This is a genomic window from Thermanaerosceptrum fracticalcis (assembly GCF_000746025.2).
In the GTDB taxonomy this organism is placed as follows: Bacteria; Bacillota; Peptococcia; order DRI-13; family DRI-13; genus Thermanaerosceptrum; species Thermanaerosceptrum fracticalcis.
Genome location: NZ_CP045798.1, coordinates 267,226 through 289,622 on the forward strand (window position 1 = coordinate 267,226; position 22,397 = coordinate 289,622).

The window sequence follows — 22,397 nt, forward strand, 5'->3', positions numbered from 1 at the left end:
AAAGGAGGTGAAATAAGTGCAGACCAAACGCCTGGAAATGATTTTTCAAAACAGTGCAGGCAACAGAATCACCGTTTCGGTGCTAGATCCCAAAGATGACCTGACGGCCCAGTCCGTAGAGGCTGCCATGGGGCAGATCCTGGCCCTCAACGCCATCACCACTGCGGGTGGGGACCTCACCGCAATTTTGGGGGCTCGTATCGTAACCCGTGATGTCAACGATATCCTGGTAGTCTAAAGTGTGACCGTGTCCGGTGACCCGTAACCAGTGACCAATGACCAGAGTCCGGTTGGGCGATGATTGGATTACGGGTCCACCGGTTCCGGTTATCTAGATACATAGAAGACAGCATAATGCCCACTAATAACTAAATAACTAATAACTAGTAACTGAAAGCGGTGATCTTATGGCCAAATTAGAGTTTCAATTATTCTGTACACCCAAAAAGAAAAGATGTGTTTGCTGTGACCTGGTAGGCCTGGTGGAAGCCAGGCTGATTCTCTGGGATAAAGACAGGATACTGGGGGACCTGGAATTATGCAATACGTGTGCGGAGGGCTGGAAAAAGGCCCTGCAGTTGGAAATGGTTCATGAGGAATGGGATTTTAAGAAAGGGGGTTAAGCAATGGAGGAAATGTTAAGTCATTTGGGGAATTATGGATTCCCCATGGTTGTAAGTATTTATCTTTTAGTACGGGTAGAAGGCAAACTGGAAAATCTAACCAACTCTATCCAGGAACTCAGTAAAGTTATCCAGTGCTGGAAGGAGGGTAGGTGCTAGTGGGAGGAAAAGGGCTTTGTCGCGAGGATAAGGACTACTTTTTTGCCTTGACTTCCGAACATATGTTTGGTTAAAATGAGTATGAAGGTGGGGTGATTGTCATGCTGAAGCAGGATTTAGCAGAGATTTGGCCGGAAATTCTTTGCCTCATACCTTTTTATGACAACAATGGGGGCAACAGTACACAAATGCTCCTGGAAGAAGGAAAGGAACTGGTAATACAACGGCGTACCAAAACTGTGGTAAAAGATTTAGCCAGGATTTTCGCCGTTGATGTAGCGGCGATGAAGGAACGCTGCGGTCCTTATTTGGGGCGTAAAAGCTCTACACCCTTACCCCTAAGGCCTGATTTCATCCTTCTCCCGGTGAAGATGAGAGTGCCGCTGGCTAAAGACGAAGGGGCTTGGGGGTATATAGTCCTGCAGAAAATAGAGGCCTGTGAGAAACTGGCAGAGGGGCAGAGCCAGATCATCTTTCGTGATGGGACTAAAGTAAAGTGTATACAAAAAGTAAGCAGTATCAGATTAATTATGGCCCAGGCTCAGTTGCTGAAGAGCCAGTTGAACAATATTTTTTATTACACCGGTAGGGAAGAGGAAATGTGTTTACGCGAACCTTATTCCTGCCAGGCCTTAAGAACACTGCTCAAGGAAATCATCAGGTAAGTGCCAGTATTTACCATGAAGAGAATAAAATAAGAACAAAATAAGAACAAAAGCCAGGCTGAAAGCCAGCCTGGTTTTGTTAGATGTTAGGCAAAGGGAATGTATCCCGGTAAGCATAATTAACACATAGAGCATAGATTTGAGTTGCATGGCACTAATAGTTTAGGGCATAATGGAATGAGAAAAAGGAAACAAAAGGGTAATGTGGAAATATAGTAATAGCGAAAATGCTCCTGGCGAGGTGGGGAAAATGTGGTATGGCAGAAAAATAATCTTGCGCCAATTAGAGGAAGCTGATGCAACTACTTTACAAAAGTGGTACGTGGATAGAGAGTTCCGGCTGGTTTATGATGATTATGCCAGTGTGGCTTTAGATTCTATTCAAAAGGAAATTTTAAATGCTAAAGGCGATATTAAAGATCCCAAAACAGAGCGGGTCGTCTATATGGTACTAAGAAAACAAGACCAGCGGCCCATCGGGGTAGCCGGTTTACGTCATATTGACCGGAAAAACGGTAATGCCGAAATCGTGCTGGGAATTGGCGAAAAGGACATGCGTTTGGCCGGGTATGGTGTTGATATCCTGATTTTCCTTTTAGATCTGGTCTTCTATGAATTAGGTTTTGAGAAGGCTTACCTGCGTATCTACGAAAATAACTCCCTGGGCTTGAAGAGCGCCATTAGTTTTGGCTTTATTGCCGAGGGCAAAATTAGAAAGCAGGCCTTTGTGGAAGGAAAGTATGTGGACCTCTGGATTTTGGGTTTACTGCGGGAAGAATACGAAGGTTTGCCCATTGTCCCCAAATGGAAGAAAAAATAAAAGAGAAATCCAGAAGTGTCTTTGTTGGCTTGTCTTAGTATTATGATCAGATAACCTGACACCTGGAAAGGTGTTTTTTCTTTTGTCTTGTGTTGTTGGACAGGCAGGGTTAGAGATTTAGTAAGAGAAAGAAGCTTGGAGTGGTAGGAAGAATGAAGATACCGAGAGTTGTTGTTGAGTATCGGGATAAGAAAAATTCTTCGGGGAAAGTGGTAGACGGGATCATTCATCTGGTGATTTCCAGCCGCTTAACACCGGAAGAGAGAGAGGAACACATTCGTAAATTAACGGCCCGTCTCTCGGAGAAGATCAATTGGGCTAGGGGATACCAGTTTAGCCAGGAGGAGGGACCGGTAAAAACAGACCAGGAACTCTTTCGTTTGGCCGAAACCATTAATAAGGCTTACTATAATTTTGAGTTTACCAATATTTCCTTTCACCTGCAGAGATCTACCTGGGGAACATGCAGTTTGAAATCCCGTCAGATTTATATCTCCCATCGTTTGATTGGTGCGCCTCTAGAACTTTTATGGTATGTGGTGACTCATGAATTGTGTCATCTGGCAGAGGCCTCTCATAATAAACGATTTTGGAACCTGGTGAGCAAGGCTTGCCCTAACTATGAACAAACCAGGAAAGCTTTAGCCGCCTACGGGTTACGCTGATATTATTAAAGGAAAAGGGGTGCTTGTTGTGGATTGGGGTAATCTTATTCTTTTATTTTTTGTCATTTCTTCGCTAATCCCCATGATAAAACAAAGGGGTGTGGAGACAGAGCGTATTCGCCTCATCAGAAGTATTGAAAAAAAGAGAGGCTCCCGTGTGATTACGATGATTCACCGTCAGGAGTCTATGAGCCTTTTGGGTATCCCCATCAGCCGCTATATTAACATCGAAGATTCAGAACATGTGCTAAGGGCTATCCGTTTGACCCCTCCTGAGCTGCCTATTGATATTATTTTACATACTCCAGGAGGCCTTGTTCTGGCTTCCGAACAAATTGCCTATGCCCTACAGCGTCATCATGCCAAGGTAACAGTGCTGGTCCCTCATTATGCCATGTCTGGGGGGACTATGCTGGCTCTGGCTGCTGACGAAATTCTTATGGACGAGAATGCTGTCCTGGGGCCGGTGGATCCCCAGCTGGGTCAATACCCTGCAGCCTCTATCATTAAGGTTACCAAAGAGAAAGACATCAACGAAATCGATGACAATACCCTGATCTTAGCCGATATGGCCCAGAAAGCCATGCGCCAGGTGGAGAACACCATCTATAATTTACTGGTTGACGAGATTCCTGAAGAAAAATCCCGGGAACTGGCACGTACTTTCAGTGAAGGACGCTGGACCCACGATTATCCCATCAAAGTAGATGAATTAAAAGAAATGGGTATCCCGGTAAAGGTAGGTCTGCCCAAGGAAGTCTACGAGTTGATGGAGCTGTACCCGCAGCCGGCTGGCCGCCGTCCCTCCGTCCAGTATATTCCTATTCCCTATGTCATACCGGGTAAAGAGAAACCCAGGAGCTGATTTGTTGGGAAATAATGTAAAACTTTTTCCAATAAGAACCTAACCAAGGGCGAGGCTTCTCCCTGTATAATATTTTAAGAATATTATGAGGGGGAAGCCTGTGTGTTGAGAAAAAGCCTGCTGGTTCTAACCTTGCTTTTTATGAAAAAAGACTTGTCAAATAGTTAAAGAGGCCATAAAATTTAGTGAGGATGAAATGAAGGGAGTTGGCGTCTTGCTAGTAGATTACCATGTCCACGCCTTGGGACATTTAACGTCACGTCACACTTTGGAAAACCTGGAAGCCTATTTGCGGCAAGCCAAGACCCGGGGAGTCCGGGAGGTGGGCTTTGCTGAGCATGACCGCTATCTTTCCGATGGCTATTATGATTTTCCCAATCTGGAAAAAGCCCGTTCTTTAGTAGAGGGGGTCAGCGTGAGAATCGGCCTGGAGTGTGACTATTTTCCCAACAAACTTGAGGAGATAAAGAAAAAGATCTCTGCTTATCCTTTTGATTTTGTTATTGGTTCCATTCATTATATCGACAACTGGATGTTTGATCATCCCGATTATATTGAGGATTTTAAGAAATGGGATATGGATGAATTATATGAGGCCTATTACCGCCTACTAGCGGAATCGGCCAAATCAGGTTTTTTTGATATTATCGGTCATCCTGACTTAATTAAGATATATGGTCATCGACCCAAAACAAACGTTGTTTATCTGGCTGAACCAGCCCTAAAAGCCATTAAGGAGGCCGACGTTGTAGTAGAAATCAACACCAACGGTTGGCATAAACCGGTGGGAGAGGTCTATCCGAGTAAGGAGCTTTTGGCAGCTTTTTGTGCCTATGGTGTTCCTATAACACTCAGCTCCGATGCTCACCAAGCGGATCAGGTGGGCAGGGATCTGGAGAAAGCCAGAAATATGGCCTATGAGGTTGGCTACCGGGAACTGGCCACCTTTAAGGGTAGAAAGAGGTCGATGGTGGAAATCAGCTAATGGTTTTTCTCAACCGTAGTTCATCAATGATGAGCACCGAAAGGTAGAAATTATTCAGAAGAAGAGGTGTAGAGATGCTAGCAGAAATTGCGATTCTTTTAGTAAGCCTGGGTATTATTTTGGTGGGGGCGGAAGTTTTTACGAACGGGGTGGAATGGTTAGGAAAAAAACTTTGCCTTAATGAAGGAGCGGTAGGAAGCATCCTGGCGGCTGTTGGTACTGCTCTTCCCGAAACAATGATACCTGTAATTGCCATAATTTTTGGCGGTGGTCACGAAGAAGCCAGCCACATCGGTATCGGGGCGATTCTAGGTGCTCCTTTTATGTTAGGTACGCTGGCCTTCTTTATTACCGGTGTTGCCGTTATAGTCAACAAGGGGAAACGGCCGGAATATCCCCGTATGCATATTAATACAGAAATCATGTCCCGGGACTTAGCCTTTTTCCTGGTGGTATACACCGTGGCTATCGCTGCCGCCTTCCTCAACGAGCACTTCTGGAAACAGGTAGTAGCTGTATTTCTCGTGCTGGCTTATGCCATCTATGTCTATAAGACACTGGCCCAGGAATGTGACAGCGACGATGATGAAGAATTATCGCCTCTGATCTTTGCTAAGAAGAACCCTGATCCCTCCACCGGTATTGTGCTGCTCCAGGTTGCGGCTGCCCTGGGCTTGATCGTAGTAGGCGCCAAGTTCTTTGTAGGTTCTGTGGAATTCTTAGCGGAGGCTTTCCAAATTCCTGCTTTTATTCTGGCCCTCATTATTGCACCGGTAGCCACAGAATTGCCGGAGAAATTCAACAGTATTATCTGGGTCTCCCAGGGTAAGGACACATTGGCCCTGGGGAATATCACAGGAGCGATGGTTTTCCAGAGTTCGGTTATCCCGGCTATAGGTATCACCTTAACTCCCTGGATACTTACCCGTGGTGCTTTTATCAGTGCTGCTTTAGCTCTGAGCTCCGCACTCCTGGTGTATTTACAGATTCGTGCCAGGAAGTATCTCACTCCCGGGACTTTACTGGTAGGAGGTATTTTCTATCTAATCTTTGTTACCCTTGTTGTAACGGGTGTTATCCATTAAAATTTAATATAAAAAGACACTTAAGAGCGAAAAAAATCCAGGCACTGTTCTGGATTTTTTTATTGTGTTCGTCCGGCATGTTTACTGAGCCGATGGGTTGTTCTGTGAGAAGGATAAAGCCGAAGCTAATTACTTCGGCTTTACTTTATTCGATTTTCTCAAAGAAATCAAAGCCTTAATGAAATGCCAGAAAGTCGGGTCACTGGTCACGGGTCACCGGTCACTCGCTTATAAAAATATACCAATTGTATCCGCAGAATTTGACAATTTTCTGGGAAAAGGCCAGTGTATAATGATAAAGGAGTTACACATGCCCGAGGTGATATCTTTTGGAAGAAACCGGGCTCACTGCTCATGTTTATGTGGATGTTGTTTTCCTCGTCAATTTGATAATGGATTTTTTTATTTTATGGGCGACTGGTAAAATAGGGAAAATCAGGATGAAAATGGTGAGAATCTTTCTGGGAGCGCTGTTTGGCGCTTTTTATTCCCTGGTAATTTTTTTTCCGGAATGGCCGGCCCTTACCTCTCTTCTAGTAAAAGTCCTTTGCTCCCTGGTGATGGTATTTATCGCCTTTGCCCCGCTCCCTTTAGGCTCATTTATCCGTTCCTTAGGGTATCTTTATTTAGTTTCCTTTGCTATGGGAGGAGCCGTCATGGGGGTCATCTATCTCACCAACAACTCTCCCGGTTACGTCCAGGCCTGGAACGGAGCAGCAGTTATCATCGGCAACATTCATTACAGCTGGCTTTCGGTGGCCATAGGCATGGCCATCTTCTTAGGGGTGGGAGGCCTGTCCTACGTGCGTAAGAATTGGCTCCAGGAAAACCTGATGAGCCAGATTATTCTTACTTTTGGCAGCGACAAAGTGAGTTTGCAGGCTCTCCTCGATACCGGCAACCAGCTGGTAGATCCCTTAACACAAAAACCGGTGATTGTGGCTGAAGTGAAAGCCCTGCATAAGTTAATACCCAGGGAAGTTGTTAACATTGTTAATTCCGGTGAAGAAATTCACCTCCCTGAATTAACCTCGTTAATAGATCCCCAGTGGTCATCCCGGCTGCGCATCATTCCTTTCAACTCCGTAGGCAGGTCCAACGGTTTGATGCTGGGATTTCGTCCCGATGCTGTGGAAATCCGGTATCATGGTAAGATGCGTAAAACGGGTGACGTTATTGTTGGTCTAGTGAATAAAAAACTTAGCAATCAGGGAAGGTATCAGGCTTTGTTACACCCTGAACTACTAGAATAGCATTCTTACGGAAGGGTGGGATGATATGCTCGTACCAGGAAAAACTTTGCATTCCAATCTTCATCTGGGGATGAAGCTCTTTGTTGTTCGCTTACTACAGCTTTTAGGCGTGAGCGAAGATGTCTTTTATGTGGGCAGTAGTGAAGCCCTGCCGCCGCCTTTAAGTGTGGACGAAGAAAATTATCTTTTGGAACGCCTGGAGAAAGGTGAGCAGAGTGTAAAAAGCACGCTCATTGAACGCAACCTTCGCCTGGTCGTATATATCGCCAGGAAATTTGAAAATACCGGCGTAGGAATCGAGGACCTGGTTTCCATAGGGACCATTGGCCTGATTAAAGCCGTGAACACTTTTGACCCGGTAAAGAAAATCAAACTGGCCACCTATGCTTCCCGATGTATAGAAAATGAAATCCTCATGCACCTCCGTCGCAACAATAAAACCCGGACTGAGGTTTCTTTTGACGAGCCTCTTAACATTGACTGGGATGGAAATGAATTGCTGTTGTCGGATGTAATGGGCACAGAGAATGATATTATCTATAAATCTTTAGAGGAAGAGGTGGATAAAAGATTATTAAGTATGGCCATGAATAAGCTCTCCAACCGGGAAAGAAAAATCATGGATTTACGCTTCGGGCTGCGGGACGGTGTGGAAAAGACCCAGAAAGAAGTAGCGGATATGCTGGGTATTTCCCAATCTTATATCTCACGCTTGGAGAAGAGGATCATCAAACGCTTGCGCAAAGAAATACAGCGTATGGAATAGTCGGCTATTGATAAGCCGATTTTTTATTGCATAAGATATGCATAAATATTCAAAAGTGCGTATTGTAATGTATACATCAATCTGTTATCATGGTGTATAACATGATGAAAGGGTGACGGAAATGATTCTTCGCAAGGCGAAACTGAGCGATGTGGAAGATATGTTGAATTTAGTGAATAAATATGCAGAAACGGGCTTGATGCTGCCCCGTTCCCGCAATACCTTATATGAACATATACGAGACTTTGTAGTGGTGGAAAAGGATGAACAAATTGTAGGGACGGGAGCGCTCCATATTGTTTGGGGGGACCTGGCAGAAATCCGGGCCCTGGCTGTAGCGCCGGGGTATACGAAACAGGGGATTGGCAAGCAAATGGTGGTCTATTTTCTCCAGGAAGCCCGGGAATTAGGCATCCCTAAAGTGTTCGCTCTTACTTATCAGCCTGATTTTTTTGCTAAATGCGGATTTGTTATCGTCAACAAAGAAAGTATGCCACAGAAAGTCTGGAAAGAGTGCATTAACTGTCCAAAGTTTCCCAACTGTGATGAGATCTGTATGGAAATAAACCTTGACCTACCATAAGCGGCCTCGTGGCCGCCTAATTTTTTTGGGTAAGCATGTCGAAAAGTTTTTCTGTTAAAATTTCATAAAGGTGGTCTAAGTCTCCATCTCTCCGGTGTTTTAAACGGTATAATTGCTATTTTTCACGGTAATAATGAAGTTAGCTTAAACTATCATGCCGGGGAGGTTGGTTGAAATGATCGTAAACAAAGTAGAGATTTGCGGTGTGAATACGTCTAAACTCCCTGTTCTCAAAAACTCGGTGATGCGTGAACTGTTTATGAAGGTGCAGCAAGGCGATACTGCTGCCCGGGAAAAACTGATTAACGGTAATTTACGGCTGGTCCTCAGCGTAATTCAACGCTTTACCAACCGGGGGGAATACGTTGACGACCTGTTCCAGGTTGGCTGTATCGGCCTGATGAAAGCCATTGATAACTTTGATTTGAACCAAAACGTTAAGTTTTCCACATACGCTGTCCCTATGATTATTGGGGAAATCAGAAGGTATCTGCGGGACAATAACCCCATCAGGGTAAGCCGCTCTTTGCGCGATATTGCCTATAAAGCTTTGCAGATCAGGGATAACCTGGTCTTTAAAAACTCCCGGGAACCAACCATTAATGAAATTGCCTCCGAACTCAACATTCCCCGGGAAGAAATAGTCTTTGCCCTTGACGCCATCCAGGAACCTATTTCTCTTTTTGAACCCATTTACCATGATGGCGGAGACCCCATTTTTGTCATGGATCAGATTGGCGATGAGAAAAACGCTGACGGCAACTGGTTGGAGAGTATCTCCGTCAAGGAAGCCTTGAGAAAATTGAACGACAGGGAAAGACTTATCCTGACACTGCGTTTTTTTGAAGGCAAAACCCAAATGGAAGTAGCCGATGAAATAGGTATTTCCCAGGCCCAGGTTTCCCGCCTGGAAAAAGCCGCCCTTAATCATATGAAGAAATACATGTGAGAAGGGTGGTAGTGTGAGAAAAAAATTGTTCATTCTTGCATGTTTATCGGCCATATTAGCTTTTGGTTTGGCCGTTATGGATACAGAACGGCAGGAACCCCCTTATTTACGTCTCCATGTCCTCGCTCACAGTGATGAGACAAGGGACCAGGAAAGAAAGCTTCTGGTCAGGGATTTTATACTAGAAGAACTGGCTGAGCCTCTTCAAAAAGCGAACAGTCACCAGGCAGCCCTGCAGTATGTTTATGAGCACTTAGATGATTTAGGTGTCAAAGCCCAGGCGCTTTTGGCTGAGACAGGTTATCAAAAGCCGGTGCGGGTCCAGATGGTGGTAGAAAAGTACCCGGCCATGCAGTACAGAGACAAGCTTATCCCCGAGGGAGAATACTGGTCTTTAAAAGTAACTGTCGGAGAGGGTAACGGTCATAACTGGTGGTGCGTCTTATACCCGCCCTTTTGTTTCCTCGATATTAGCTCAGCTGAGGCTATCCCTGTCAAAAGCGGAAACCAGGAAAAAAGTGAGCCTTTGAGTATGTGGCAAAAATTTAAGAACGGTTACCGGCAGGAAATAAAAAAAATTTGGCTGGCCCAGTAGGGTTGGCCAATTTTTTTTGCTGTAAAAGTAATTTTATTAGCTCAAACTCATATACATTTATTGTCAAGGTGTGGGGGTGTGAGTATGCTGATCAAAATATCTGATATGCGAGACCGCGAGATTATCAATATTGTCGATGGCCGGCGCTTAGGCCCTATTAAAGACATTGAACTGGATTTGGAAAAGGGGCGAATTAAAGCCATTGTACTCCCCGGTATGAGCGGGGGGAGAATATTAGGGCTTTTTGGCCGTAGTGATGACCTTGTTGTTCCCTGGGAAAAGATTGTTCGTATTGGCGTGGATGTCATTTTGGTGGAGGTAACGGGACAGCACGTAGAACTGCCTCCTCGAAAGGAATATGATTAGCACGTTAACCGTTAACCGTGAACAGTGAACCGTCAAACACAAAAAAGTCTTAATGTATTGTAATACATTAAGACTTTTTAAAATGCCTGTAGGACCAATTTACTAGAAAATATTTCTTCCTTTGCCATTGACAACCCTATATATAGTTGTTAAAATGAACATGCACACTAGATATAGGAAAATGTTTCCTGGGTTAGGGTTTCAGCAGTGGACAAGACATATACTTATTTCTGCCTTCCTTGGAAAAATCCTTTGTAAAAAGGATTATTTTTTGAACGGAAAGCGAGTGATACCAGATGCGCTGTCCTTATTGTGGGCAAGGAGATTCACGGGTCCTGGAAACCAGGCTGGCCGATGACGGCTATTCTGTACGCCGCAGGCGGGAGTGTCCTGATTGTTTAAACCGCTTTACCACCTATGAGAAGATTGATGACCTGCCCCTTTTGGTCATAAAAAAAGACGGCAGGAGAGAAGTTTTTGACCAGCGTAAAATTCTAAACGGCTTAATTAAAGCCTGTGAAAAAAGACCGGTACCCCTGGACAAGCTGGAAAAACTGGCGGCAGGCATCGAACGCAGCCTAAAAGACAGTTCTTTAAAACGGGAGGTGGCCAGTTCCGAAATAGGGGAACTGGTGATGGAGCGCCTGAAACAACTGGATGAAGTTGCTTATGTGCGTTTTGCCAGTGTATACCGGGAGTTTAAAGATATATCAACCTTTTTTACAGAAATTGAAAGACTGTTGCGAAAGGAATAGGAGGCATAGTATATATGTTTACTCAGATTAAAAAACGTGATGACAGGATAGTTCCTTTTAACGAGGCCAAAATTACAGATGCTATCTTTGCCGCCGCCAAGGCGGTAGGTGGTGAAGACCGGCAAACAGCCATGGAACTCACTTTGGATGTACTGAAATACTTGAAGCAGCAGTTTAACGGCAATATTTTTTCCGTAGAAGATGTGCAGGATGCCGTGGAGAAGGTTTTAATCGAAAAAGGGCATGCCAAAACGGCCAAAGCTTATATTCTTTACAGGGAGAAACGTTCCCGCATCCGGGAAGCCCGTTCGGAAATGATGGATGCGGTAGCGGAAATCCTCCGGGAAACCAACAGGGAAAATGCTAATGTGGGGAACTCACCTTCGGCCAAAGTCTTACAGATTTCCGAAGTTGCCTCTGTCAATTATTATTTGAAACGTGTTATTCCCGAGGATGAAGCGAAAGCCCATATTGAAGGAGATATTTACATACATGACCTTTCCTGGTATGGTAAGACTCTGACATGTTTGCAGATTCCCCTGGATCGTCTCTTGCGGGAGGGCTTTAACAACGGACATGGTTATATCCGGCCGCCTAAAGGGATTAAAACGGCAGCAGCCCTGGCTGCCATTATCCTGCAATCTAACCAGAATGATATGCATGGCGGGCAGTCCTTTGCTTATTTCGACCGGGATATGGCGCCTTACGTGGAATTAGAGTACCAGCGCCAGGAAAAAAGCCTGAGAGAAGCCTTAGAGAAGATGGGCACGCCTGCTGACGAAGACAAAATTAAAGAACTGGCCGTGGAGCGTACGGAGAATGAAGTGTACCAGGCCATGGAAGGCTTTATTTATAACCTGAATACCATGCACTCCCGGGCTGGTGCCCAGGTTCCCTTCTCCAGCATTAATTTAGGCACTGATACCAGCTGGGCGGGGCGCATGATCACGAAAAACTTCCTGCTGGCCTATGAAAAGGGCTTGGGTAAAGGAGAAGCCCCCATCTTCCCCAATGTCTGTTTTAAGATTAAAGAAGGGGTCAATTATGAGGAAGATGATCCCAACTATGACCTGTTTAAATTAAGTATGAAAGTAGCTTGTACCCGTCTCTTCCCCAATTTTTCCTTCCAGGATTCCAGCTTTAATGCGCCTTACAGAGACGAAGAAGTGGCTTATATGGGCTGTCGCACCCGGGTTATCGGCAATGTCAACGGGCCCGCGGTAACGAATGGCCGGGGGAATCTGTCCTTTACCACCGTCAACCTGCCCCGCCTGGGTATAAAATCGGGCGGTGATATGACCACCTTTTGGCAGTCCCTGGATGAAATTCTAAACCTGGCTTTCAAGCAGTTGATGACGAGGTACGATATACAGAAGAAGTTAAGAGTCAAGGATTTTCCTTTCCTCATGGGCCAGAAGCTGTATCTCGACAGCGAGGATTTAAAACCCAATGACCCCATTGAAAAAGCCATTCGTCATGGTACGCTGAGTTTAGGGTTCATCGGACTGGCCGAATGCCTCATTGCCCTGACAGGAAAGCACCACGGGGAAAGCCAGGAAGCCCAGGCTTTGGGTCTCTCTATCGTCAGTTACCTGCGCCGCCGCTGTGACGAAGCCAGCAAAAAATTCAAACTTAACTTCACCTTGCTTGCCACGCCTGCCGAAGGCTTAAGCGGCAAATTTACGAAAAAAGACAGGGAGCGTTTTGGCATCATTCCTAGAATCACCGATAAAGAATGGTACACGAACTCCTTCCATATTCCTGTAGACTTTGAAATCACGGCCATGGAGAAGATTGCCCTGGAAGGACCTTACCACAAGTATTGTAATGCGGGTCACATCTCTTACGTGGAACTGCCTTCTGCCCCCAAGCACAACCTGCAAGCCTTTGAAGCTCTTATCAGGGCTATGTATGAGGCTGACATGGGTTATGCCGCCGTTAACTTTCCTGTAGACATTTGTAAGGAATGCGGCTTCAACGGGGTTATTGAGATAGATACCTGTCCGAAATGCGGGTCTCAAGGCAATATCTCCCGCATCCGCCGGATTACAGGATATCTTTCCAGTCTTGAATTCTTCAATCAAAGCAAAATAGCAGAGGAGAAGAATCGGAAAGTACATATGAAGCTTTCTTGAAGCTGGCGACTATCCGATAGCCGAAATCCGATTCTCTTATTTTAGTCGGCTTCACTACCAACTATCAACCAACAACTAACAAGGGGAGGTAACCGGTATGCGGCTGTCTGGAATAATTTCTGAAAGTGTGGTGGACGGGCCCGGAGTTCGCTTTGTGGTTTTTACCCAGGGCTGTCCTCATCACTGCCCGGGCTGCCACAATCCCGAAACCTGGGATCCCTCAGGCGGTAAGGAAATGACTTTGAAAGAAATATTAAAACTCATCAAAAAGAAATTAAAAAATATCAGGGGAATCACTCTCTCGGGCGGAGACCCTTTTCTTCAAGCCGCCGAGATGGCGGCCTTAGCCCGGGAAGCCAAAAAGCTTGGCCTGGATGTGGTTACCTATACGGGCTACACCTACGAAGAACTCCTGGCTATAGACGGACCTGGGTTTAAAGAGCTTTTGGAGGTCACCGATATCCTGGTAGACGGGCCTTTTCTCATCCAGTACAGGGATATCGGCCTGGCCTTCCGGGGTTCCAGCAACCAGCGGGTGATTGACCTGGCGGCTACAAAGGAAAAGGGACAACTGATTCTTATTGCATAAACGACAAGAAGTCATCACGTAAAGTGATGGCTTCTGTTTTGTTATTGTGGCTAGTCATATCCAAGGGATGACTCCTTTTTTTTCCTTTAAGTTATAATAGTGTAATTTTCTCCAGTGGCAAAGTATTAAAGCCTGGTTATTACAGGGGCCCGTAAAAACCCAGGCGAATAAGGGAAGCCTGTTGGGGGAGGTAGCGAATGGGGCGTTCTTCCCAGAAGGTTTGCCAGTCGTCTGCGGGGGAGATACCTTCAGCCACGGCTTCGCTGCGGAGACGGTCCCAAAGCTCATTTTTTAATATAGCCCGTTTTTCTCCAGTGTAGTAAGGAACATAATATTCTTGTTCTACACACATAGGGACCATGAGAACTCCTAATTTTCTTCCATTCCCGTTAGAACAATTGGTAAAGAATCCTCTGATGGATTGAGGGTTACTAAGGTTTCCAGGATGGTTTCTACAAAGGAACTATCATTCAGTTTTTACGGTACGAAAATAGAGCGGGTAAGGGGGTTACTTTTTGAAAGGTAAAAGGGGCGGAAGATAGAACGGGCAGAAAATCTTCTGAAATCCCAAAGTAAAGCTTATCCTGTTTTTTCGTGATGAATAAAATACAGCAGGAGGATATGTTTTTTGCGGCCGTTATAGATTGAGCGGAAAAAAGTGCCCCTGCCGTATAGATGGGAAACTTTCGTATCCAGGTTTCACTGTAAAGCATCCTGTTATTGCGTAACGTAAGTATTTTAGCCTCAATTTTTAAAACAGGAGAAGAAATACCACTTTGCCTGGTGGGTTTAAGATATACTAACACTATTTATAGGTTGCTACAAACATATACCTGGAGTTCCTCAACATGAATGTTCACGAGGTAGCGGTACATGTAGATCAATATTCCATTGCTATATGGTCAAAGAGAAAAAGGTGGACTAAAAGAGGCCAGAAAAAAAGCACCCAAAGTATGCTGAGAGCTTTAAAGGGGATTTTTATGGGCGGTCACCCCTGGATAATATTAAATTTGCAGCTTTCTGTTGTGATTCAGCTGCTTCATGACTTGCTTTAGACAAAACTTTTCGTAAGGCAGGATCTATAATTTCTGTTTGAATTAAAGCGTAGGCTAAAGCCGCCATTCTAGCATCTTTTTCATAGTCTTGCAGCATATCCATATCTGATAGTTTATTCATTTTTAATCACTCCTGTGTCATACTTTCGTAATATTGTTGTAGAAGTTTTTTGCCTTCTTTTAACTTATTTGCTTCTTCCCTGAAAAATTTGGCAATCTCCTGGTCTACACAGTTGCTAGCATAAAAATCACATTTTCTTGCTGCAACTTCAGTTTCGCTAATTACCTTTACCAGATAAGCCCCTTCTTTAATTCTCTGAATTGTCGTAGGGTCAAACTCTCTTAATTTGGGTTTATTCTGGTTAAGAAATTTAAATAAGTATAGCATGGTTAAACCTCCTGCAGTCTCATAATCTCTATATTTTATATCATTTCCAACTTGGCTATATTTATTTGCTTATCCTACAGCATTGCCTAAATATTTTGCTACAGGTTAATAAACCAGTACCACCATCATAGAATGGTACTGGCAATTTTTATCTTTACAAATAGTGGAAAATAGTGAATGCTAAGGTTAGAATTATATTTATTTTTGTCCCTGGGATGGGGAAAACCTGAACAGGATCTTTCCGGGCAGACTCGATGGTACCACGGGAGAGGTCCTCCTTCTCTTTTAGCCGAGGCCGGTGAAAACGGGCTCCTCGATGAAGACAGCCTGGCGGTACAAAAAGACGGCATATTGATGGGAATTGCCCCGGTAATTGATAAACTTTAAGAAAGAAAGCCACTACATTTTCAACGTGTAGTGGCTTTTCCCATTGTACAGTAAAGCATAGCTTTCCTGTACAGGGTGTTAGGGACGTAGTCCTTTGTTTCAGCTTGTTAACTCGGATTCACTTCATCATAGGACAGGGCAGTGACCCTGGTATAATTACCGTTCTTAATATCTTCCCTGGATGCTTTTTTTTCTAATAATTCCTCATTTCCGGGAGCTATGGTTGGTTCTTCCCTTTTCTTTTTGTCCATTTCCTTTCCCCTTTTTTCCTGTATCTTTACATTGTATTGTTTGATTTTTCATTCCATCATATCCATGAAACTTATTCGGGGTCAGGCTTGCGTAAGTGCGTTAACAAGAATATGGGCTGATAACACTAGAATTGTGTGGAACAATTTTTGAAAATTCCAGTCTAATAATAAGGTTGAATGTAGCTTGCGGCCCCCCACATTCCATCTAATATATTCCGGGAGAACAAGAGAAAACCGGACCTGTGTGATTTTACCGTGAGAAAGGTTGAGTACTTATGAATGTGAAAATAAACAACAAGCAAAGAAATATGACTAGTGCCAGTGTTGTAGCCCTAACCCTGGTGGTTTTGGTATGGGCATTGCTGACAGTTTTCAACCATTATGAAGCGAACTTAATCACCGCGGAAAAGACGGCCTAGTTTGCCAAGCATATTCAGATCATCAGTATCATGAGGCCAGAGAGATTTTTGACTATCTTGCCAAAAACGCAAAGACAGGAGACAGGGAAAAAAGGGACGGTAAACTTAAAGCAGCACTCAATGCGAAGATCGAGGAAATCTCCGGGGAAATTTTAGGAGGGAAAGCGGAGGCCAAACTTGAAAAGTCAAAGGGCTTGGCATTATTTGCACAGGAGATTACGGATAAGATTGAAGCAGAACTGGCAAGGGTTACAGGTTTATATTTAGGTAAGGTAATAGATTACCAGACTGCCCTTTCCAAAACAACGCCATTGTTATCCGCCCTGTGCGGGAGTGCAGTGGTGAATTCGATGAGCAAATCCTTGCTGACTTAATATCTCAAGGCCTTTCCGGGACGGAGCTTTTCGAAAGGTTCAAGGAAATGCGGCGTAAAGTCCGTCCCGCCGTTGAACGCCTGCTTGATGAAGCCCGCCTTGCTGCCTCCGGTAAAGTCAGATTTTCCACATATGAAGGTGTTTTCGGTACGGAGGACGAATAATGTATAAGCTTATTATTCTGCCTCCCGCCGCCCGTTTTTTAAAGAAGCTAAAAGACAAACCGCTTAAAGCAGCTTTTCAAAAAGCTGTCGATGAAATCCTCAAGGACCCTTATATAGGCGAATCCAAAACGGGCGATCTTTCCGGCGTTTTTTGCTATGATATTTATTACAGCAGAACAAATTACGAGCCGGCCTATACAATCATTGAAGAAGGCAGCTCAACCGTTGTTGTAATACTGGCCGGCACTCGTGAAATTTTCTATGAGGAATTGAAACAGTACATGAAGAATATTTAACTAATAGCCCCTTGTGAGCTTTTCTGGGGTATGAAAAAAAGTATCCTTTCAGAAAATCTGCGTTTTGTGTTGGCTGATGCAGGCTATGATATACAATGCTGCTAAGTTATTCAATTTTGGGATAGGTCTACACTTTTTAGTACAGGATTTATGAAATTGATTCAAATATGATTCCGTTGCAAAAAGTACCATTTTATGATTTCACGCGCTGTCTATAGTGGTCAATTCTAACACATCACACTATATGTAGACAATTTGAGGTGAAAATAAGGGTTTCTGCAGTGGAATCAAATATAAAACGAAAATATTTTAAGGAGGAATGTACGGTGATGAATGAAAAATTAGTCTTGTTAGAAAGAAAAAACGGAATAGCTACAGTAATAATGAATAGACCGAAATCTTATAATGCTTTAAGCCCTGAATTAATTGATGAGTTAATTCAAGTTCTACAGGAGTGCGAAGGTGACCCAAACGTAAAAGTAATAGTCTTAACTGGTGCGGGTAAAGCTTTCTGTGCTGGAGGAGATCTCACCCATATTGAAAGTATTGGGAATGTTGTTGATGGCCGAAAGTACATTATTTCTGCAGGTAGAATAACATCAACTATTTTTAATTTGGAGAAACCTGTTATAGCTATGGTCAATGGAGTGGCAGCAGGTGCCGGCTTTAATCTAGCACTGGCTTGTGATATAGTTTTTTGCACAACATCTGTAAAGTTTGTCCAAAGCTTCGCAAAGGTAGGCTTATTGCCTGATTGCGGGGGCACTTACTTACTTCCGCGCCTAGTAGGACTACAGAAAGCAAAGGAACTTATGTTTACAGCAGAACCGATTGATGCGGATAAGGCACTTCAGTTAGGTATTGTAAATCGTGTGGTAAGAGAGGAAGAATTAGGAGAGGTTACTTATGAATTTGCGGAAAAGCTAAGCAAAGCTGCACCTATTGCTATAAGTCTAACGAAGAAAATACTAAATCAAAGTTACAATTTAACCCTGGAAAACTCTTTAGAGTTGGAAGCAGATTTACAGAGTATATGTTTGCAAACCATGGACAATAAAGAGGGTGTAGCCGCCTTTAAAGAAAAACGTAATCCAGTTTTTAAAGGTGTTTAATTTTAACAGATTTAATTTTGAATAACCCGTCATAAAATTGGTGGTGATAATTAAGCCGCTTGAATTAGTTATTTCACATTTGACAGTAAATGCGCAACAACCTTTGCTGTTGCGCATTCTGCTTATTCTCGATTAAGGGTTGATGCCTGCTACTGACTACCCTCAACTACATCCTGGTCCTAATCCTCTCAACGGCTCTTTCAGTGTTTTCCCTGGTACCGAAGGCGGTTAACCTGAAATATCCCTCTCCGTTTGCTCCAAAACCGGCGCCGGGGGTCCCCACCACGTTGGCGTCCTTCATGAGCTTGTCGAAAAAGTCCCAGGACCCCATATTGCCAGGAGTCTTGAGCCAGATATAGGGGGCGTTTACCCCTCCGAACACCTTGTAGCCGGCTTTTTCCAGGCCCTCCCTGATGATCCTGGCATTTTCCATATAGTAATTTATCATTTCCTTTACCTGCTTTTTACCCTCTTCGGAAAAGACCGCAGCGGCCCCCGCCTGGACGGGGTAAGAAACCCCGTTGAACTTGGTGGTCTGTCTTCTCAGCCACAGGGAGTTAAGGCTGTGAGCCTTGCCCGTGGAGTCATAAACCATTACCTCCCTGGGCACTATGGTGTAGGCACACCTGGTGCCGGTAAAACCGGCGGTCTTGGAAAAGCTTCTGAATTCCACTGCCACCTCGCGGGCGCCCTCAACCTCGAATATACTGTGGGGAACCCCTTCCTCCTGTATGTAAGCCTCATAGGCGGCGTCAAACAATATAACCGACCTGTTTTCCCTGGCGTAATCCACCCATTTTTTCAGTTCCTCCTTGGAAAGGGTCATTCCGGTGGGGTTGTTGGGGAAGCACAGGTATATCATGTCCACTCTGGTCCGGGGGAGGGGCGGCTTCATGCCGTTTTCCTCGGTGCAGGGGAGGTAGACTATTTTTTCAAACTGTCCTTTTGCGTTTACGGGGCCGGTACGCCCGGCCATGACGTTGCTGTCAACGTAAACTGGGTAAACCGGATCGCTTACCGCCAGTATGTTGCCGATGCCGAAAAGCTCCTGGAAGTTGGCCGTATCGTTCTTAGCGCCGTCGCTGACAAACACCTCGTCAATCGCTAGTTCCACTCCCCTCGGTCTAAAATCGTTTTCGATTATTTTCTCGATAAGGAACTCGTACCCTTGTTCTGGACCGTAACCCCTGAAAGTTTCTTGACGGCCCATTTCCTCCACGGCTTTTTTCATTGCCTCCACCACGGCGGGAGGGAGGGGCCGGGTAACATCCCCGATACCCAGTCTAATAATGTCGGCGTCAGGGTTGTCCTTTTTAAACTTGTTGACCCTCCGGGCTATTTCCGAAAAAAGGTAACTCCCGGGCAGTTTAAGGTAATTCTCGTTAACAAGTGCCATAAGCTATTTCCATTCCCTTCTCTATAAAATTTGGTATGATATGCAAAATTATATTTATCCGGAGGAAATTTTTCAACTCCGCCAGGCAAACTCGGATAAATATAACACGAAAAGCATGAAAATAGCCGGATATTTAAGATATCTAATTTAGAATACCATTATAATAGGGTACGTAACAGTGTAGCCAAAATGAAGGAGATGGTTAATGGTTACGGTACTGTGCTATTGTCTGCTGCTCTTACTACGGGAGTTTTTGCAGCAAATTCTATCAAGCTAATGATCAACGGACGAAAAACGTAGGATTTTGTTTTTAGTGGTATAGTTGTTGGCTTATAGTTAACCTTATGGTATGATAAATTTAGTAAGAGGGGGTTGTTTAGTATGGAGGAGAATATACTTCAACAGATATTCTTAGAACTTAAAGGACTAAATAAAAAAGTAGATGGGGATCAATAAGAAAGATAGAACTGGCGCTTAGGCCAGTTTTTTTAATATACAAGTATAACTTTATATGTGAATTGTTCCAATAAAACCACATTGGACAGCATTAAAAATTCCTCTAAATAGAAGGGGGAAAATTTGACCCCTTTAATCACGATTTCATCTACCAGTCGTCCGTTATGCTGATCACATTCAACGCCTATGGCGCCGGCCTCCAGGGAGCCGTAATAGAAATTGGCGCTGGTGTCCCAGATTTTTTCCAGCCTGTTCCGAAAAGATGGGGAACAACCTTCACCTGTTAACCAGAGCTTTTTCAAAGCGAGGCTCGTCAGGTCAAAACCTTCCTTTGCAGCGTCTTCGGAAAGGGTAACGGCATAAGAAGGGGTGGTGATGACCACGTTGGGCCGTAAATCCCGCATGACCTTACAATGTCGGCATTTTGTATCACTATAGGTAATAGTGACTGAGATTTATCAGGAGCCGTATACGAGGCCCGTACGTACGGTTCTGTGAGAAGGATAAAAGCCGAAGCAAATTACTTCGGCTTTACCTTACTCGATTTTGGGAAAATTTTGGCAGTAATTGAACGGATAAAGAGTATTTACAAAATACCTCCGGGGGGTATATAATAACATAGAGTAAAACATATATATAAAAACTATAATATAGCAGCGGGAGGTAACGCATGAGCAAAGAGACACCATCGTTTTATATTAAAACAAACCGTACATTTAACAACTTTAAGAAGATTTCCTGGACCATTGTGCCTTTTATTGCCATTGGCGGCCTGTTCTATCCCAAGCTGGGGCTTTTGTTGATACTCATTATGCTGACGATTATGACATTAGGCTTTTTTAAAGGCAAATACTGGTGCGGCAATCTTTGCCCCCACGGCAGCCTCTTTGACTTTATTTTGTTACCCCTTTCCCCCAATAAGAAAATACCGGGGCTCATTACCTCAACAACTTTAAAAGTCCTATTCTTCCTCTGGTATATGGGGATGTTTACCTGGAGAGTTGTAAAGGTGTCACAGTTATGGGGCACCCTAACCTTTTATGATAAGTTAGGTTTTGTTTTCACCATGAATTATCTCATTCCCACCATCATAGGTACAACGCTGGCCTTATTTGTAACACCCCGGGCCTGGTGTAATTTTTGCCCCATGGGTACCATAGAACAGCTTTTCTATAAACTGGGGAAAGCTACCGGCCTCAACACCGGAACAGATAAAAAAGTTACTGTTGCTGCTCCCGAATTATGCCATAAATGCGGGAAATGCTCCAGGGTTTGTCCCATGCAGTTAAAGCCTTATCTTGAATTCTCCCCGGAAAATCAATTTGATAACGAAAACTGCATCCGTTGTACCACCTGTATTGAAAATTGCCCGGCAGGGATTTTGTCCCTGGCCAATTATGATGAGTCCAAACAGAGGAGTGAAGCTGTTAATAAGACTGGGTATGAGGGCAGGCGAAGGATTAAAGGAATTGTGGAAGGGGTAAAACCGCTGACGCACGATGTGACCGAATATACCTTTAAGTTGATAGAACCGGAAAAGGTAAACTACGAAGCTGGGCAGTTTATTTTAGTTAAGATTTTGGATGATCCCGAGATGTTCAGGGCTTACTCAATCTCTTCTTATCATGAGGACGGGGAAAGGCTCAGCGTTACCATTAAAAAACTGAAAGACGGTTTTGGCACCAGCATTATTTTCGGCGGCTTTAAGGCAGGGGACACTGTAGAATTGGAGGGACCTCTGGGCAGGGAACTCGTGGTGGATAAACATCACCCTAAAGTCCTTTTGGTGGCAGGAGGCATTGGCATAACCCCCTTTGTCCCCATTGTTGAGGACCTCTTGCAAAACAAGAATTCTCTAGAGGATGTAACCCTGATTTATGGGGTTAACAAAGAAGAGGAATTTATTTATGATGAATTTTTTAAAGGGCTAGCTGCCCAAAATCCTAAGTTCAAATATCTTCCCACAGTTGCTTTCCCCGACAAAAGCTGGCAAGGGCACAGAGGTTTTGTTACAGACGTGCTCAAAGATATGAAGCTGGAAGGTTATAAAGTTTACATGTGCGGTCCCAAACCCATGGTGAACGCCACTGTTAGAGTTTTGAAAGAGAAAGGTGTTGATGAGAGAGGATTTTTTGCAGAGAGCGCATGAGAAAACAGGAACAGTCCTGCCTAGTGCAGGACTGTTCTTTTTTGGCTCTTTATCCTGAAAAACAATTCTTGACGGGTGCGGTAAAATGGATT

Annotated in this window: 30 protein-coding genes; 24 read left to right on the plus strand and 6 right to left on the minus strand. The window is 44.2% G+C overall.

Translation table 11 applies throughout. From position 1 onward, the window contains the following. Nucleotides 1-16 precede the first annotated feature (16 nt). The 18 genes from BR63_RS01425 to nrdG all read left to right on the plus strand — a co-directional run bounded on the left by BR63_RS01425 (nt 17) and on the right by nrdG (nt 13,858). Nucleotides 17-238 (plus strand): DUF2922 domain-containing protein, encoded by a 222-nt coding sequence (locus tag BR63_RS01425; protein WP_051965906.1) that lies wholly within the window; start codon nt 17-19, stop codon nt 236-238. A gap of 169 nt (nt 239-407) precedes the next feature. Continuing rightward, on the plus strand, nt 408-623 hold the full coding sequence (locus tag BR63_RS01430) for a hypothetical protein (protein WP_034423288.1): 216 nt from the start codon (nt 408-410) through the stop codon (nt 621-623). Nucleotides 624-626: 3 nt separating this feature from the next. Next, complete coding sequence (locus BR63_RS01435; RefSeq protein WP_081908204.1) at nt 627-782, plus strand: YvrJ family protein; 156 nt, start codon at nt 627-629, stop codon at nt 780-782. Between the two features lie 101 nt (nt 783-883). Beyond that, complete coding sequence (locus tag BR63_RS01440) at nt 884-1,447, plus strand: competence protein ComK (protein WP_034423289.1); 564 nt, start codon at nt 884-886, stop codon at nt 1,445-1,447. A gap of 250 nt (nt 1,448-1,697) precedes the next feature. Next, entirely contained in the window at nt 1,698-2,267 is a 570-nt protein-coding gene (locus BR63_RS01445) for a GNAT family N-acetyltransferase (protein WP_051965907.1), read from the plus strand. Nucleotides 2,268-2,419: 152 nt separating this feature from the next. Beyond that, complete coding sequence (locus BR63_RS01450) at nt 2,420-2,932, plus strand: M48 metallopeptidase family protein (protein ID WP_051965910.1); 513 nt, start codon at nt 2,420-2,422, stop codon at nt 2,930-2,932. Between the two features lie 28 nt (nt 2,933-2,960). Next, nucleotides 2,961-3,797 (plus strand): SDH family Clp fold serine proteinase, encoded by an 837-nt coding sequence (locus BR63_RS01455; protein ID WP_034423291.1) that lies wholly within the window; start codon nt 2,961-2,963, stop codon nt 3,795-3,797. A gap of 214 nt (nt 3,798-4,011) precedes the next feature. Further along, on the plus strand, nt 4,012-4,782 hold the full coding sequence (locus BR63_RS01460; RefSeq protein WP_034423293.1) for a histidinol-phosphatase HisJ family protein: 771 nt from the start codon (nt 4,012-4,014) through the stop codon (nt 4,780-4,782). A gap of 74 nt (nt 4,783-4,856) precedes the next feature. Then, nucleotides 4,857-5,867: a sodium:calcium antiporter gene (locus BR63_RS01465; RefSeq protein WP_034423295.1), complete on the plus strand. Its 1,011-nt coding sequence runs from the start codon at nt 4,857-4,859 to the stop codon at nt 5,865-5,867. A 329-nt stretch (nt 5,868-6,196) separates the two neighbouring features. Continuing rightward, nucleotides 6,197-7,120 carry a sigma-E processing peptidase SpoIIGA gene (spoIIGA, locus tag BR63_RS01470; RefSeq protein ID WP_034423296.1) on the plus strand — a complete coding sequence of 308 codons (924 nt, stop codon included), beginning with the start codon at nt 6,197-6,199 and terminating at the stop codon, nt 7,118-7,120. 70 nt (nt 7,121-7,190) lie between these two features. Further along, nucleotides 7,191-7,886 (plus strand): RNA polymerase sporulation sigma factor SigE, encoded by a 696-nt coding sequence (gene sigE, locus BR63_RS01475; protein WP_034423351.1) that lies wholly within the window; start codon nt 7,191-7,193, stop codon nt 7,884-7,886. Between the two features lie 121 nt (nt 7,887-8,007). Beyond that, complete coding sequence (locus BR63_RS01480; RefSeq protein WP_034423299.1) at nt 8,008-8,469, plus strand: N-acetyltransferase; 462 nt, start codon at nt 8,008-8,010, stop codon at nt 8,467-8,469. A 175-nt stretch (nt 8,470-8,644) separates the two neighbouring features. Beyond that, nucleotides 8,645-9,418, plus strand: coding sequence for an RNA polymerase sporulation sigma factor SigG (sigG, locus tag BR63_RS01485; RefSeq protein WP_034423301.1), 774 nt, complete (start codon nt 8,645-8,647; stop codon nt 9,416-9,418). A 13-nt stretch (nt 9,419-9,431) separates the two neighbouring features. Further along, entirely contained in the window at nt 9,432-10,013 is a 582-nt protein-coding gene (locus BR63_RS01490; RefSeq protein ID WP_051965914.1) for a stage II sporulation protein R, read from the plus strand. A gap of 87 nt (nt 10,014-10,100) precedes the next feature. Then, nucleotides 10,101-10,379: a YlmC/YmxH family sporulation protein gene (locus BR63_RS01495; protein WP_034423355.1), complete on the plus strand. Its 279-nt coding sequence runs from the start codon at nt 10,101-10,103 to the stop codon at nt 10,377-10,379. Nucleotides 10,380-10,675: 296 nt separating this feature from the next. After that, the gene (gene nrdR / locus BR63_RS01500; RefSeq protein WP_034423303.1) at nt 10,676-11,134 is read left to right on the plus strand and encodes a transcriptional regulator NrdR; all 459 of its coding nucleotides are present in this window, start codon (nt 10,676-10,678) and stop codon (nt 11,132-11,134) included. Between the two features lie 14 nt (nt 11,135-11,148). After that, a complete protein-coding gene (locus BR63_RS01505; protein WP_034423305.1) occupies nt 11,149-13,269 on the plus strand; it encodes an anaerobic ribonucleoside triphosphate reductase in 2,121 nt (706 codons plus the stop codon). A gap of 97 nt (nt 13,270-13,366) precedes the next feature. Further along, entirely contained in the window at nt 13,367-13,858 is a 492-nt protein-coding gene (gene nrdG / locus BR63_RS01510) for an anaerobic ribonucleoside-triphosphate reductase activating protein (RefSeq protein WP_034423307.1), read from the plus strand. 139 nt (nt 13,859-13,997) lie between these two features. Here the strand turns inward: nrdG and BR63_RS01515 are convergent, their stop codons facing one another. From BR63_RS01515 to BR63_RS01525, 3 genes are all read right to left on the minus strand, one after another. Further along, nucleotides 13,998-14,219 carry a hypothetical protein gene (locus BR63_RS01515; protein WP_034423309.1) on the minus strand — a complete coding sequence of 74 codons (222 nt, stop codon included), beginning with the start codon at nt 14,217-14,219 and terminating at the stop codon, nt 13,998-14,000. A 617-nt stretch (nt 14,220-14,836) separates the two neighbouring features. After that, nucleotides 14,837-15,034, minus strand: coding sequence for a spore coat protein (locus BR63_RS01520; RefSeq protein WP_034423312.1), 198 nt, complete (start codon nt 15,032-15,034; stop codon nt 14,837-14,839). Between the two features lie 6 nt (nt 15,035-15,040). Then, nucleotides 15,041-15,301, minus strand: coding sequence for a hypothetical protein (locus tag BR63_RS01525; RefSeq protein ID WP_034423314.1), 261 nt, complete (start codon nt 15,299-15,301; stop codon nt 15,041-15,043). A gap of 177 nt (nt 15,302-15,478) precedes the next feature. Between BR63_RS01525 and BR63_RS01530 the strand changes: the two genes are divergently transcribed. After that, on the plus strand, nt 15,479-15,688 hold the full coding sequence (locus BR63_RS01530) for a hypothetical protein (RefSeq protein WP_034423315.1): 210 nt from the start codon (nt 15,479-15,481) through the stop codon (nt 15,686-15,688). A 107-nt stretch (nt 15,689-15,795) separates the two neighbouring features. On the opposite strand, the gene BR63_RS01535 is transcribed toward BR63_RS01530, so the two are convergent. After that, nucleotides 15,796-15,939: a hypothetical protein gene (locus BR63_RS01535; RefSeq protein ID WP_187142794.1), complete on the minus strand. Its 144-nt coding sequence runs from the start codon at nt 15,937-15,939 to the stop codon at nt 15,796-15,798. A 275-nt stretch (nt 15,940-16,214) separates the two neighbouring features. On the opposite strand from BR63_RS01535, the gene BR63_RS01540 reads away from it, so the two are divergent. The 4 genes from BR63_RS01540 to BR63_RS01555 all read left to right on the plus strand — a co-directional run bounded on the left by BR63_RS01540 (nt 16,215) and on the right by BR63_RS01555 (nt 18,304). Continuing rightward, nucleotides 16,215-16,358 carry a hypothetical protein gene (locus BR63_RS01540; RefSeq protein ID WP_153802112.1) on the plus strand — a complete coding sequence of 48 codons (144 nt, stop codon included), beginning with the start codon at nt 16,215-16,217 and terminating at the stop codon, nt 16,356-16,358. A 194-nt stretch (nt 16,359-16,552) separates the two neighbouring features. Beyond that, the gene (locus BR63_RS19305; RefSeq protein WP_153802113.1) at nt 16,553-16,732 is read left to right on the plus strand and encodes a hypothetical protein; all 180 of its coding nucleotides are present in this window, start codon (nt 16,553-16,555) and stop codon (nt 16,730-16,732) included. A gap of 163 nt (nt 16,733-16,895) precedes the next feature. Beyond that, nucleotides 16,896-17,192: a type II toxin-antitoxin system RelE/ParE family toxin gene (locus BR63_RS01550; RefSeq protein WP_034423317.1), complete on the plus strand. Its 297-nt coding sequence runs from the start codon at nt 16,896-16,898 to the stop codon at nt 17,190-17,192. 329 nt (nt 17,193-17,521) lie between these two features. Next, nucleotides 17,522-18,304, plus strand: a complete 783-nt coding sequence (locus BR63_RS01555; protein WP_243270097.1) for an enoyl-CoA hydratase/isomerase family protein — start codon at nt 17,522-17,524, stop codon at nt 18,302-18,304. 166 nt (nt 18,305-18,470) lie between these two features. Here BR63_RS01555 and BR63_RS01560 read toward each other — a convergent pair whose 3' ends face one another. Continuing rightward, nucleotides 18,471-19,700 carry an LL-diaminopimelate aminotransferase gene (locus BR63_RS01560; RefSeq protein ID WP_034423320.1) on the minus strand — a complete coding sequence of 410 codons (1,230 nt, stop codon included), beginning with the start codon at nt 19,698-19,700 and terminating at the stop codon, nt 18,471-18,473. A gap of 488 nt (nt 19,701-20,188) precedes the next feature. Further along, nucleotides 20,189-20,560, minus strand: coding sequence for a phenylacetate--CoA ligase family protein (locus BR63_RS01565; RefSeq protein ID WP_153802114.1), 372 nt, complete (start codon nt 20,558-20,560; stop codon nt 20,189-20,191). Between the two features lie 266 nt (nt 20,561-20,826). On the opposite strand from BR63_RS01565, the gene BR63_RS01570 reads away from it, so the two are divergent. Beyond that, nucleotides 20,827-22,305, plus strand: a complete 1,479-nt coding sequence (locus tag BR63_RS01570) for a 4Fe-4S binding protein (RefSeq protein WP_034423323.1) — start codon at nt 20,827-20,829, stop codon at nt 22,303-22,305. Nucleotides 22,306-22,397: the final 92 nt, after the last annotated feature.

Excerpts from the sequence above, each read along its gene's own strand:
- BR63_RS01505 (WP_034423305.1), top strand. The coding sequence starts at position 11,149 with ATGTTTACTCAGATTAAAAAACGTGATGACAGGATAGTTCCTTTTAAC.
- BR63_RS01465 (WP_034423295.1), top strand. The coding sequence starts at position 4,857 with ATGCTAGCAGAAATTGCGATTCTTTTAGTAAGCCTGGGTATTATTTTG.
- BR63_RS01440 (WP_034423289.1), top strand. The coding sequence starts at position 884 with ATGCTGAAGCAGGATTTAGCAGAGATTTGGCCGGAAATTCTTTGCCTC.
- BR63_RS01515 (WP_034423309.1), bottom strand. The coding sequence starts at position 14,219 with ATGGTCCCTATGTGTGTAGAACAAGAATATTATGTTCCTTACTACACT.
- BR63_RS01450 (WP_051965910.1), top strand. The coding sequence starts at position 2,420 with ATGAAGATACCGAGAGTTGTTGTTGAGTATCGGGATAAGAAAAATTCT.
- BR63_RS01445 (WP_051965907.1), top strand. The coding sequence starts at position 1,698 with ATGTGGTATGGCAGAAAAATAATCTTGCGCCAATTAGAGGAAGCTGAT.
- nrdR (WP_034423303.1), top strand. The coding sequence starts at position 10,676 with ATGCGCTGTCCTTATTGTGGGCAAGGAGATTCACGGGTCCTGGAAACC.
- BR63_RS01555 (WP_243270097.1), top strand. The coding sequence starts at position 17,522 with ATGAATGAAAAATTAGTCTTGTTAGAAAGAAAAAACGGAATAGCTACA.
- BR63_RS01570 (WP_034423323.1), top strand. The coding sequence starts at position 20,827 with ATGAGCAAAGAGACACCATCGTTTTATATTAAAACAAACCGTACATTT.
- BR63_RS01560 (WP_034423320.1), bottom strand. The coding sequence starts at position 19,700 with ATGGCACTTGTTAACGAGAATTACCTTAAACTGCCCGGGAGTTACCTT.
- sigE (WP_034423351.1), top strand. The coding sequence starts at position 7,191 with ATGAAGCTCTTTGTTGTTCGCTTACTACAGCTTTTAGGCGTGAGCGAA.
- BR63_RS01550 (WP_034423317.1), top strand. The coding sequence starts at position 16,896 with ATGTATAAGCTTATTATTCTGCCTCCCGCCGCCCGTTTTTTAAAGAAG.
- BR63_RS01565 (WP_153802114.1), bottom strand. The coding sequence starts at position 20,560 with ATGCGGGATTTACGGCCCAACGTGGTCATCACCACCCCTTCTTATGCC.
- BR63_RS01435 (WP_081908204.1), top strand. The coding sequence starts at position 627 with ATGGAGGAAATGTTAAGTCATTTGGGGAATTATGGATTCCCCATGGTT.
- BR63_RS01530 (WP_034423315.1), top strand. The coding sequence starts at position 15,479 with ATGCTAAGGTTAGAATTATATTTATTTTTGTCCCTGGGATGGGGAAAA.
- BR63_RS01430 (WP_034423288.1), top strand. The coding sequence starts at position 408 with ATGGCCAAATTAGAGTTTCAATTATTCTGTACACCCAAAAAGAAAAGA.
- BR63_RS01535 (WP_187142794.1), bottom strand. The coding sequence starts at position 15,939 with ATGGACAAAAAGAAAAGGGAAGAACCAACCATAGCTCCCGGAAATGAG.
- BR63_RS01480 (WP_034423299.1), top strand. The coding sequence starts at position 8,008 with ATGATTCTTCGCAAGGCGAAACTGAGCGATGTGGAAGATATGTTGAAT.
- nrdG (WP_034423307.1), top strand. The coding sequence starts at position 13,367 with ATGCGGCTGTCTGGAATAATTTCTGAAAGTGTGGTGGACGGGCCCGGA.
- BR63_RS01525 (WP_034423314.1), bottom strand. The coding sequence starts at position 15,301 with ATGCTATACTTATTTAAATTTCTTAACCAGAATAAACCCAAATTAAGA.
- BR63_RS01520 (WP_034423312.1), bottom strand. The coding sequence starts at position 15,034 with ATGAATAAACTATCAGATATGGATATGCTGCAAGACTATGAAAAAGAT.
- sigG (WP_034423301.1), top strand. The coding sequence starts at position 8,645 with ATGATCGTAAACAAAGTAGAGATTTGCGGTGTGAATACGTCTAAACTC.
- BR63_RS01540 (WP_153802112.1), top strand. The coding sequence starts at position 16,215 with ATGAATGTGAAAATAAACAACAAGCAAAGAAATATGACTAGTGCCAGT.